General features: G+C 63.0%; 6 protein-coding genes. All 6 read right to left on the bottom strand.

Translation table 11 applies throughout. From position 1 onward, the window contains the following. On the bottom strand, positions 1-1,279 hold a 1,279-nt coding region (locus tag AB0C69_RS26390; RefSeq protein WP_360357860.1), incomplete at its 3' end, for a UvrD-helicase domain-containing protein. Next, positions 1,279-5,985, bottom strand: a complete 4,707-nt coding sequence (locus tag AB0C69_RS26385; protein WP_360357858.1) for a DEAD/DEAH box helicase family protein — start codon at positions 5,983-5,985, stop codon at positions 1,279-1,281. The genes AB0C69_RS26390 and AB0C69_RS26385, both read right to left, overlap by 1 nt. Before the next feature lie 100 nt (positions 5,986-6,085). After that, a complete protein-coding gene (locus tag AB0C69_RS26380) occupies positions 6,086-6,748 on the bottom strand; it encodes a hypothetical protein (protein WP_360357856.1) in 663 nt (220 codons plus the stop codon). A gap of 1,385 nt (positions 6,749-8,133) precedes the next feature. Beyond that, a complete protein-coding gene (locus AB0C69_RS26375; RefSeq protein WP_360357862.1) occupies positions 8,134-8,505 on the bottom strand; it encodes a very short patch repair endonuclease in 372 nt (123 codons plus the stop codon). Between the two features lie 98 nt (positions 8,506-8,603). After that, entirely contained in the window at positions 8,604-9,713 is a 1,110-nt protein-coding gene (locus AB0C69_RS26370; RefSeq protein ID WP_360357854.1) for a DNA cytosine methyltransferase, read from the bottom strand. Positions 9,714-10,057: 344 nt separating this feature from the next. Continuing rightward, a complete protein-coding gene (locus tag AB0C69_RS26365) occupies positions 10,058-11,401 on the bottom strand; it encodes a tyrosine-type recombinase/integrase (RefSeq protein ID WP_360357853.1) in 1,344 nt (447 codons plus the stop codon). Between the last annotated feature and the right edge of the window lie 820 nt (positions 11,402-12,221).

The following is a 12,221-nucleotide window of genomic DNA, read 5'->3' as shown; positions in this document are numbered from 1 at the left end:
GCGGATGACCTCCCGATCGACTACAGCAAGGATCGTATCGATCACAAGGAGTATCAAGCGGAACGCTGCGCGGTTCGGGGATCTTCACCTGATCGAATTCGAGGCCCTTGACTCTGTGAACGGTCGAGATCACGAGGCCGTCCGACCACTGTTGACCGAGCTCGTCGGGCAGTCCTCCACGGATCAACCGCTTCCGTATCGCCGGAAGATCGAGCGTCTCGTCGCGTCGGCCTCGATCGATGCGCCGAAGAAGCTCCCAGGAGACCTCCGGATCGACGCCGGCCCTACCGAGCACGTCCAACACCTCGGTCTTCTGCGGCTGTTTGGAATCGAGCTCGCGGAAGAGCGAGCCAACCCACGAAGGGATGGCCTTGTCTTGAGCGGACCGCTGGAGCCGGTGTGGGACGCCGAGGTCGTGAAGCCGCCGCGAAATCAGCAGGACTTCGTCGTTCGACCTGCAGAGCATCGCGGTCGTACCGGCCATCCGGGCCAGGACCGGGGCCGCCTGGTCGATCGTGCCTAGGGAGTCCCCTGCCATGAGCGTGGTCCGCAGACTACGCTGAATCTCGTCGAAGGGCGCGTCCACGGCACCTAGCGACTCACCGTAGGCGATCGCCGCCCGGGCCTCGGACTCTCGAGCACGAAAGTTCCTCTCGAGTGCGACCTCATCGAGCTCATCTTTGAAGCGTTCGCGCACCTCCGCGTAAAGTCGCGCCGCTCCCTCCAGACGCTCCTGCGGATCGTCGAGTTGGAAGCCATAGATGCCTTGGGCCGGATCGCCGAGCAGGGTGAACCCCTCGATACCGGTTTCCAGTAGCGCCAGTACGAGCTCAGCGCGTTCACCGACGAGGTCCTGAACCTCATCAACGACCAGATGATGGATCTCTTCTACCAGTTCACCGACGTTCGGGTCTTCCTTGATCAACCGAGTCGCTTCACGAATCCGTGGCCCGAACCCCAGACGCTGCCAGCTACCATCGGGCTCTACCTCGGACAGGAGCCAGGTCGCGTAGGCGTCGAACGTCCGAACGTCCACATGCGCGACGGCGGAGCCGAAGACGGCCAGACGCTTCCTGACCTCGCTGACGGCTGCGCGCGAGAAGCTCAGTACAAGGATCTCGGATGGTTCGAGTTCCTCTTCCTCGATGAGGAAGGCGAGGCGATGGATCAAGGAGAGGGTCTTGCCAGATCCTGCCGGAGCCGTCACCAGAAGACGAGCCTCTGCGGGTTCTTCGACGACCTGCCGCTGCTCTTCCGTCAGCTGAACGTCGGTGCTCATCAGCTCTTCCACAGGTACTCGAACTGACGGAACGCGAGCTCTTCGCCGTACTGGGCGATGTTGTCGGCGACGTTGACGATGAGACACTCCTCCTTGCCGCCGTTCAGCGGACCACGGAGGCCTCTGCCGATCATCTGCTGGTAGACGTTCGGGCTATACGTCGGCCGAGCGACGATCACTGCCCGCGTCGCCGGCGCGTCGAACCCTTGAGACAAGACGTTGTAGTTGGCCAGGACGCGAACCTTGCCCTGCCGGAACTGCTCGATCGCATGCCGGCGCTGGCCAAGGTCGGTATCGCTCGATACCGCGGCCGCCGACACGGCCTTGCGGGTGAGCAGCGCCGCCATGGTCTGGGCGTGGTTAACAGATGTAGCGAACAGCAGAATCGGCCAGTCGTCGGGCAGCTCGAGGATCTTGTTGATCAAAATTCCGTTACGGATGGCGTCATGGCCGAGCCGCTCCTCAGCCGATGCCGGCAGTCGACGCAGCTGAGCAAGTGAGTCTCGCTCCTGCGCACTCAGATCGAGACTGGCACCCGGAAGTTCCTCATGCTTGACCTGGGCCAGCACTCCAAGCTTCTGCAAGGTCACGTACGGCTCGGCGCCCAGGATCTCCGGGCCGTCGCGGTGATGGTCCAGGCGGTTGCGCCCATAGCGCGCGACGAGCCGGTCGGTCTCTTCCGTGTTGGTGCCACGGAACGGGGTCGCGGTCAAGCCGATCAGAGGGCAGCGTGATCGATGAGGAGTCAGCCCGAGAGCGGCGAGGACCCGGGTGTATCGCGGACTGATCGACGCATGCGCCTCATCCACGACGACGGCCTGGGCTTCACGTAGCCACTCATAGCCGTCGGCCTCGATGACCTTTTCCAACTTGGCGTCGGTGGCTATGACGAGGTGATATCCCTCGTCCACGGGGTCCGCCTCGTTGGTGGACCAGAGTCTGCTGATCGTCAACTGCTGAGCCGGACCCGTGTTGCGCCACACCATCTGCCAGGTCTGGACCGCCTGCTCGCACAGTTCCTCCGTCTGCGCCACCCACAGAACCGGGGTAGACACAGCGAAGGGAGGAAGCACCCGCAGACGGCGAATGATCGCCTCCACGGCGACGCGAGTCTTACCCGCTCCGGTCGGCAGGCTGAGCATTCCGCGTAGGGCGGGCCGGCTTTGGAGCACCTCCTGAATTCGACCGACCATGAGCTCTTGGTAGTCGTGCAGGGCTGGGAAGTTCACCGGACCTTGCACGGTGAGCACAGGTTCGAGGCCTGGTTGGCGGAACCCGGCATACTCGGCGGGGAAACCAAGATCCGCTACGAAGGCCTTCGCCAGATGGTTGCCTGCCATCTGGGTCGGTACGGGGAACCCCCGGTCCTCCAGTTCCTGCCGGAACTCCCGCAGGACGCCTGAGCCGTGGACGGCGAGCGCCAACTCGGCGACGGTCCGGTCGTCGACCGGGCCTTCCTCGGCCTCGACTGCGTCGACCAATCCGTACGGCAGCCTCTCCCGAAGAACATCGTCCCCGAGCATGGCCACCAGCTTGTCTCGAAGGTCCTCCAGCTCGCGGACCTTGAGGATCTGCTGGTCTCGCTGGATGTCCTCCCGATGCTGAAGGACCTGACGACAACGCTCCTCCGAGAGTCCTAGCCTGAGAAGGGCGTTCAACTCTCTGAGGAGCGCCAGGTCGTCGCCACGATCGAGCCAGTAGACCGTCTCTTCGCGCCGGCCGATGTCGACAGGTTGTGAAGTCTGACCCGACGGCGTACGGACGAGTTGCACCAGCGCCTCGCAACGCAGCAGGTCAAGGCCGCGCAGCGGACGTCCGGGTTCGAATTTCAGCTGTGGAAACACATCCTCGAGGGGAGTCGGCTGACCTGAGGACGTAGCGCGAAGCTCGGTGATGTAGACCTCGTCGAAGGTCTTCATCCCCCACTGGTCCACGAGCCGGGCAACGTCGTCCGACTCAGGAACGAGCAGAGCCGCGATACCACCCGCCATGAGACGCTGATACTGGCTGGAGTCTGCCGTGGCGACGGCCTCCGCAGGAGAGCAGGTGGTCCATGTCTCGCCCTGTTGGCAACGGATTTTGACGGGAGCGCTCAACTGCGTGGCGGCAAGCGCATACAGCGCGCCGAGCTCCACGTGTCGTTCACTCTCCAGGGCCTGGTTGAGGAGCGAAAGCCAGAGGCCCCCCTTGATCTCCGCCAAGCTGTTGGCGAGGCCGAGAGCCCGCGCGAGACCGGGGTTGATATCAGCGACCGGCAGGACCCGAGCGTGGGCGGCCAAGCCTGGCCCGACGCAGTCTGCGATCCGACGGATGCCCATCGAGGTGGCAAGCCTGCCGTTTTTCTCAATGGCCCACACCAACGGTGACGGAACGGGGAGGGGCGTGTCATCGGGACGAGTCAGCGCATGGACCGTCCACTTGGTGACCAGGCCCTCTACCGGCAGGTTCTGGATGAACCGAGAGCGCGCGGCCGGGGAAAGGTCGAACAGGAGCCCGAGGTGTCCGGCGGGATGGGCGCCTTCGAGCTCGATCCTGCCCTGTTGAGGCCTGCGAACACCTGCCGGCAGGGCCTTGTAGTACAGGTCGACCATGCTCGACCTGTAGTCACCGAACCACACCGCCGACGACGGGTTCACATCAGGAAGCGGCACGTCCGACATACCCAACCCGCGCAGCATCCTGATGTCATCGTGATGAAAGTCTTCATCCACCATGAAATCCGAGTCATCCGGACTCCCGGAGGGGATGACAGCCCCCGGTAGAAGGCAGCGGCTCAACCGTTTGTAGGTCCCGGCACGTGTTCGGACCATGAGATCCGCTACAACGCCACGGCTGATCACATGCTCAACGGCACGATCCACCGGGACTCGCCGGGCGAGCTGCCAGAACCGATCCCAATCCGGCTCCCGGTAGAGGGCAAAGCCTCCGGAGACCGCCGCAGAGAAGCGGCCGAAAGCGTCGGCTGCCTTGATCCCGAGGATCTCGAGGAATTGAGAGGTCGCTGGGTCGTCCTCCAGTTCCGGATCCACGTACACCGTGTCCTCGGAGGGGGGATCCAAAGCCGTACGCCGGAAGACCTTGCCCTCCTGCGGCGGGACCAGTCGCCCGTCGGCCGTACGGAGAACCGCAGCTCCGCGAGCCAGATCCTGGTAGGGATGCTCTTCGTCGACCATCTCGGCCACGATCGACAACGCAACCGCGGACGCAGCGGCCGTGCCGTCGGAGACCAGCGCTTCCAGCCACTCCTGGACGGTCGCAGCCCTGCCGTTCACATCCTCGATCAGCGTGTAGGCGCGTGCCCTGCGCGTCTGCGTCCTCTCAACAGAAGGGTGGCACCATTCGACAGGACGACCGGGGTACGAGGCCCATCGCTCCACCCACACTTTCCAACGCTCCTCGTTCTGGTCGGGAGCCTTTGGATGAATCCGGACGTCACTGGGGCGCTGGAGCGCGCCTTCCTGGTCGGGGATGGAACGGTTATTCGCTACCTCTATGCGGACGCGCTCAGTAAGGAGCTTGTCTGCCCAGTTGCGCGTTTCACGACCACGAGCTGTGATCAGATCAAGAGGGCGCGCGGGATCTTCAGGCGTGGCGAGACGCGGAAGAGAGGCGGCAATCAGACAGGCCGCCTCCTTCATGAGCTCCTGGTTGAACGCGTTCCCATCGAGGATATGCCGGCGGTCCTCGTTCGTCTTCCAAGCAGCGTTCAGGACACCGCTCAAGGTCGTATCGTACTCCGTTGGAAAGAACGCCCAGAAGGCCCCGTCCCTGTTCCATCCAGAGTTTGGAACAGCCCAAGCGATGGGAACCGCGACACGCTGACGATACTCACCCGCATCTGCCCATGCGTCATCAGAGAGAATGGAATTCGTCTCGAAGACCGACCACTCCGAAGGATCCTTCTCGACACCGTTCTCGATCACCAGGAGCGATCGGCGAACGCCGTCGCCCTGGACAAAGATCTCCTTGCGATACGAGACGTTTCTGCGGTCCTCGAGGATCACCCGGCCGGCATGCGGAGAGAACACCGCGAACACCTCCGGGAATACACGGAGCTGCTCAGCGAGTTGGTCGGCGAATCTGCCATCACGCAAGGGCAGCTTCACCACGGTCACGGCCCAGGACATCAGCTCATTGAGCGTTGGGTCGGCCATCCGTTCCCCCTCTGCATCAAGGAGATGCGCGATACGGAGGACAGGTGTGGGCCGCTCCCCGGGAACGCGTTCCAAAATCCGCTCCCGCGCGCGAGTCGCCGACCACCCGAAAGAGCCGGTACGACTGAAGAAGAGCGGTTGATCAGTAACGCTCAGGACGGACTTGAAACCGACGCCGAAGCGACCGATCTCTGCACCTCGCTTGCGGGACAGATGCGAAGCCAAAATGGCCCGAGCGCCCTCGGGAGTGATCGGGTTACCACGGTTCGCACAATACAAAGCCTCCGCCGTGAGCACGATATGAATGAGCCCGTTACGAGAACCCATGAGCTCATCGGCGCCGTTCTGGATCAGCTCGTACAGCTGCCGGTGTCCATAGCCTCCCTCCCTGATGGAGGTCTCGATGTTCGCGTGCTCCGTAATCAGATCAGCGTTTGCCACGTAGGACTGGAGACATGCCTCCGACTGGGTGAGGACGACCTGAGCGACATGACTGTCCTCGCCCGACCAGCTGGAGCTTCCGGCGGGCTCGGCCTCATTCGAACTGACCACTTAGATCCGCTCTCCTCACGAACACACGCGAGATGTCCTTTTAGACAACGTTATGCCAGACAGGTACGACACCTGGCCCCATGAGCGAACAAACCAGCCGTCATGACTCCAAGTTCGCCAGCCGATAGTGTCCGGGCGGAATCTCCGCGGGGGCGTTGTCATGCGACTCGATCAGCCAACCCTCTTCGATCAGTTGGCGCAGCTCTTGGCGCCATGTCGGAACCTTGGCAACGCGTTCAAGTTGCTGGGGGCTCGCTGGCCAGGGACTGATGTGGAGGAGGTATTCGATCAGCCTCTCACCTGGGGTTGCGCCACCGATCGATCCGATGGTCTCTTCGCTCGAGGCAACAGCCTCCTCAAGGTATGGAGCATTGAGCCGGTAGGGCGCGTCGGCGCCCGCACGTGCCGTGTCGATGTCCCAACCGACCTGACGAAGTTCGCGGATACGTCGAGCCCATGCCCGGATGGCCGCCACACCCTCCAGTTGATGGGGCGAGACCTCTTCCCCAGGATGACTACGAAAGTAGAGAAGCAGCGCCGTTCGGGCTCCACCAACGACGTCGTGGCGAACCTTGGCGAGCGCCTCTCGCGACTCGGCAAGGTGCCTGCCGACCTCGGCCGCGGTCTCCAGCCAGTCCTGAGCCCGCAGATTCTCACGCGGCGTGGCCTGCACGATTGCCAACGCGTCCTTGAGTGACTGCTCAAGCCTCTCCAGTTGCTCCCGGTGGAGACGCCGATCACTCTCGGCCGAGTGAACGTTCATTGAGCCGCCAACGCCTTCCTCTGTGCCCTGTAGTGGCGAGGGAGGGTCGTCTTTCGGCACGCTGACGCGGAGCCCAGCCATCGAATGACTCGGTCAGCAACCCTGAAGAGACCATCCAAGCGTTACAGGTCCCAGACCATCAGGCTAAGAAGCTCATCCAGGCACGGGGTCCTTGACGACTCGGGTCGAGCCGCCCTCGCGGAGGTTATGCGGTCCACCTCAAGGATGTCAACAGCTGGTCACCTGCATCAAAGATGTAAGGAGCGAAATGCAGATTACCCCTTACGCCACCTTAACACAGTAAGGGCAAGAATCGATACAAAAGGGCACATTTCACGCGGATTTGCCCCGACCCCTTGCGCTCAACGAGGTTGATCGGTAAAAACTCCGTTATGCTCGGCTCGCCCGGGCGGTGGGAGTGACCGTCTTACAGGGGCGCTCCTGTGTATGCGGGGATATCTGGTCGGGCTCGAGCCAAGCAGGCTCAAGCCGAGGGCATCCTCGCCGCCACAAAGGCACGGGTCCATGTTCTCGAAGTTAAAGAAGGGTGGCGTAGGACCATGAGTACGCCGTCGGCACGACCCGAACAGGGCCGAGACCCACCACCGGGAGGAAAACAACCATCAGCGACCATCAAGCGAGCGGCTCCTGAATCTATTGCAGGCCGGGCTTGTTTACCGGTCTGGGAGTTACTCGAGGTGCTTGGTCCCTTGCACACGTGGATGTCTCTGCAACTGCGCGTGTGGCCTTCCACCCTTCCGGTGAAGGCGTACAGCAACATCCAAGTTTCCACGAGCGAGCCCGAAAGAGCGGTCGTGGGGTATTGGCCGCTTGCTGGCGCACCGTCACAAAAGGCCTCATGCGCAATAGCTTTTCATCGCCCGCAGCGCTATCGCCCCTTCGCGATGCCCACGAAAGGCGAGAAGAACTCGCCAGGATCGTTCTCCGGGGCGGCTGGCGCCGTAGCCCCACATTCCTTCAAAGGAGCAAGCACCGCCGTGATCACGCCTGCCGCCCCGCAAGGGCCATCGGAAAGGCAACATTCTTCACCACCCTCCGAAAAGGGACAGGAGTCCTCGGACGGAGAGTATGAGAGCGCACACGCCGAGATAGCGCTCGGCCTCTCTCCCGACACGGGCGAGATTCGGAGCACGGCCAAGGCCAAGATCGGAGCCGTCGTCCTAGTAGGCGTCGGTGGCCCGACTAGCACCCTCTCGCTGGCTCGGCACGCGGGCCTCGACCCGAACTGGACCGGCGTTCTGGTTCTCGTGTACTTGATACTCGCCGGCTGGCTTGCTCTGAAGCATCGCAAGCGGTAACTGAGCGGTGGGAGGCCCCGGTTCAGGTCGGCCGGGGCCTTCCGCTTCTGGAGATCAGCGGAACCTTCACCTCGCGCGTACGATCGATTCGACCTTGAGTGCCGCTTCCCTCGGGTCCTCGTGTTCCCAAATCCTCACGGTCACCCAACCTGCGGCCTCGAGCAAGGCATCGGTCTCCCGATCACGCGCGCGATTTTTTTCGACCTTGTCGGCCCAGTAAGCAGCGTTGGTAGCCGCCTTAGTGTGATGGTCCGGACAACCGTGCCAGAAGCATCCGTCAAGGAAGATCGCCACTTTGGCACGCGTGAAGACCAAATCCGCTGTACGCCTCACATCCGGGAGCGGCCGTACCGAGACTCGGTAGCGGAGTCCCAAGGCATGCACGGCGCGCCTGAGTGCCAGTTCCGGCTGGGTGTCGCGACCTCTGTTGGCTTTCATGCTCCTGCGGACGCCTGGACTCGAGGCGACGGTCGGCCGCACAATCATCATGGATACCACCGTAGGCTTATCCAGCGAGGCATACCGAGGTGAACAGGCTAAACCGCGCAGCGAGCACCGGAGCCGTTATCCTTGGCGGTCACGTCATCTCGACCGCCCGGAGCTGTCGTTGTGCTTCTCCAGGTTTCAAGCTTCCTGAGCATCCCGTCGGTAGGCGCCGACCAGCCGAATGCCGCACAGAGAACGTGCATCGCCAGACGAGGGGGGACAGCGTTCCCGATCTGCTGACCCACGTCCCTCCCTCTCCAAGGGTAGTCCCGCGGGAAGGTCTGGAGCTGGCCGGCTTCCAAGTAGCTAAAGCGAGGCAGCTCTTCTCCGTCATCGGAGACGACGCGGTTACGGAAAATCTTTCCGGTTACGGTGGCTGAGGGCTCGTTGTGGGCTCGACGGCCACGATCCTTCGGATCGCCCCCTGTGCCGTAGTTCGAGATCACGGAGAACCGGTAGGGGCGATCGAGCGCATCCTCCATCGTCACCCACGGCTCCAGGCTTGGATTGCCCTCATCCCGCCGCACGCCCTTGCGATAGGCCCGGTGAGTGGGACTGGGGAGGCTGACCGACTCAGCACCCAGGCGAGCGATGAGGACAGCCCGCTTGCGGGTTTGCGGGACGCCGTACATTTCCGTGCTCAACACATCGCAATCAACGGCGTACCCCTCGCCCTGCAAGGCCTTCGCGTAGGCCTCCCATACGGGCAGGACCGCCGGAACCTGCTCGAGAACGATGGCCTCGTAGGGGATCTTCCACAGGTCGATCGCCTCAAGCGCCCAGCGCAGCGGCTCGAGAACCAGGCCGGTCCGCTCATCACTCAGATTGTTGAGATCTTTCGCGATCACATCGCGATCTTCTCGATTGACCATTCGCTCGACGAAGCTCAGAACGTCATCAAGAGCCTTGCGACCAACACCGGTGCCAGCGACGGTGAACGTCTGACAAGGGGGGCCGCCGGCCAGCACGTTCGCATCGGGGAAGTCGGTAGGCCCGTAGCGGCGCACGTCATCTTCGACGGTCTCTAGGCCAGCCTTGCGTCGTGTCACACAGGCGGAGGCCTCCCACTCGAGGCCGACGGTCGGGACACCAAGCTTCTCCGCCGCCACATCAAGTCCACCGGGGCCAGCGAACAGGTCCACGATCTTGCGGGGTTGCACTTGATCTCCAGGTAGGTCGTTCGTTCCTGATTCCGCCGCAGGTTCCTCACGAGATCATCCACGTTGGGCGACGGCGGCGCCAGCAGCTACGCAGCGTATCGTGCGCCGCCGACGGCGTCCTCTGCACTCGCGACTCATCATCGCGGGTTTGTCCAGCGGGTGTGGCCATGAGGTGAGGACGGTGGGGCCGAGTAACCGTCGATCGTGTCGCGGTGGTGCTGGATCACTCGCCGGGTATGGAAGGCCTCGCCATCTTCAAGGCCGACGCTGGGTTGTTGTCGGCAAGCTTGAACAAGCACCCGAAGGGCCGGGTTGTCCGGTCCTTCGAAGACTGCGTCAGTCGGCTATCGGGTGGTTGAGCGGTTGCGGGTCCTGGCGAGTGCTTCGAGGGCGGTTTCGTCGGCGTCGGGGAGGGTGTGTAGGTAGCGCTCGGTTGTGGCGATGGAGGCGTGGCCGAGGCGTTCTTTGACTATCTGGAGGTCGGCGCCGCCGTTGAGGAGCCAGGAGGCGTGGGCGTGGCGTAGGTCGCGCATGGTCGGCCTGAAGTCGAGGCCGGCCGCGGCGATGGCCGGGTTCCAGATGTTGCGGCGGAACCAGTCGTTGGGGATGTGGCCGTCCGTCATGCGCGTGCGGAGCGGGCGTGGGTTGTCTTTGCCGTTGGCGCGGCGAGCGGCTCGGTAGAGGGAGAAGGCGCCTCGGCAGTAGTCGCAGCGGCAGCGGCCGGCGGTGTAGCCGCTGAGGGTGCCGTGGTTGTAGGTGCGGCCCTTCTCGTTGGGTTCGGTTCGGCCGAGTGTCTCCGGATCTGGGATCTCGGTGATGCGGGCGCGGGGCTTGTCCTGGGGCGGCATGTGGAAGAAGAGGTCGTCTCGGGTGAGGCGCGCAGCCCTGATGTGCTCTTCGAGCTTCTCGGTCATCTGAGCGCTGAGCTTGAAGCGGCGGTACTCCTTGTCCTTCGGGTAGTCCTTGACGAGGAAGTGGCCGCCCTGCGGGTGGAACTTCGGGTTGAGCTCCACGACCGTGCGGCTGACCGTGAGGATGCGCGTCTTGAGGTTGAGGTCCTTGGGACGCAGCTCGCTGAGTTCGCCCCAGCGGAGGCCGCTCTCGATCTCGGTCTCGGCGAGTAGCCGGAAGGTGCCTTCGGGGAGGGCGTTGTAGACGTCATCGAACTGCTCGGGCGTGACGATCTGGAGAGGCTTGCGCGCGATGGGCGGAGACTTCACCCCGCGGCAGGGGTGCAGGTAGGTGACCTGGTCGTCCAGTGCCGTGGTGAAGATGGCACTGAGGATGATCTTGTTGCACTGGATGGTCACGGGCTTCATGCCCTGGTTCTTGAGCTTGGCGATCCAGGCTCGGACGTGCTCGGGGAGGATGTCGACCATCCGCATGCCGCCGAACTCCGGCATGAGGTGCTTGTGGATGGCGTAGGTGTAGCCCTCCCGGGTGCTGGCCTCCATCTCGTGGTTCGGGAGCCAGGTGTTCTCGACGTAGTCTCTGAATCGCTGCCTTCCGCGGGCAGGTTCTCCGGTTCTACCTTCCGATACCTTCACTTCGGCGCGCTGCCATGCTTTGTCCGCTTCTTTCTTGCTCGCAAAGGTTCCAGCAGACCTTCGCTGGCCGCGAATGTCGTCGTAGTAGGCCGTGTAACGTGGCTTGCCTTCCTTACCCACTCTCTTGCGTGTCTGCCCCACGGGCTTCCCGCCTCCCAGGCTTGATCATCTGACCCTCGTTTGACCCCGGACTGCGAGTGATGGCGTGACCCTGGAGATCACGCGCTGGCAGCCGAACAGGCCATCTACCTGGGATTTTATCGAGATCCAGCGTTTTCTGCGAGCCACAGAAAACGTACAATATGCCCTTCGGGATGAAGAGGTCACAGGTTCAGATCCGGTTAATCTGGGAGGACATTTTTAAGCGGCCACGCCCCTAAAGGCTCCGAGAATTTCCGCGCGGTCCTTCGGTTAGGTTGTCGACGATGGGCGCAGTGTTGACGCACGGCATGCTGGACGGTTGGACAATGCGCTGATGGCGGCCAGAGTACTTATGGGATGTCGATAGGTATTCGTGGCCTTAATTGGTTAGCGGTGGTGCGTGACGGGGTGAGGTAGCAGCGTAAACGGTAATTTATGGGGCGCAGGGTGCCTCTTCCCGTACGTCACCACGCTTACATTGCCGCGGGCCAGAGCGGTGATGTACTGGGCCGCGGCGGTGGGCTCTTTGCACTGTGGTCAGCTACCGCGGACGAGCAGGGCGTGAGGTCGACGACGACGTCAGCTGGGCCGTCTTCCCAGCGTCGAGGGATCCTTGCTCGGTGACCACGCGTGTGGCGCTGCATTCGCCCAGCCTGGCTGGTGGGCTCGGGCGGGCGGAGACGTCCCTAGTTCGGCTGCATTTGGCTCTTGCAGTGGTCGACGATGCTGTGGATCTCTTTCTCGGAGACGTAGGCGTTCTGGAGGCGCATGGGCTTGCTCGCGCCCATCGGCAGGAACAGGGCGTCGCCCTGCCCGACGA

It is taken from the genome of Actinomadura sp. NPDC048032 (assembly GCF_040653175.1).
Lineage (GTDB): Bacteria > Actinomycetota > Actinomycetes > Streptosporangiales > Streptosporangiaceae > Spirillospora > Spirillospora verrucosospora.
This window is presented reverse-complemented; position numbering and strand designations above follow the sequence as displayed.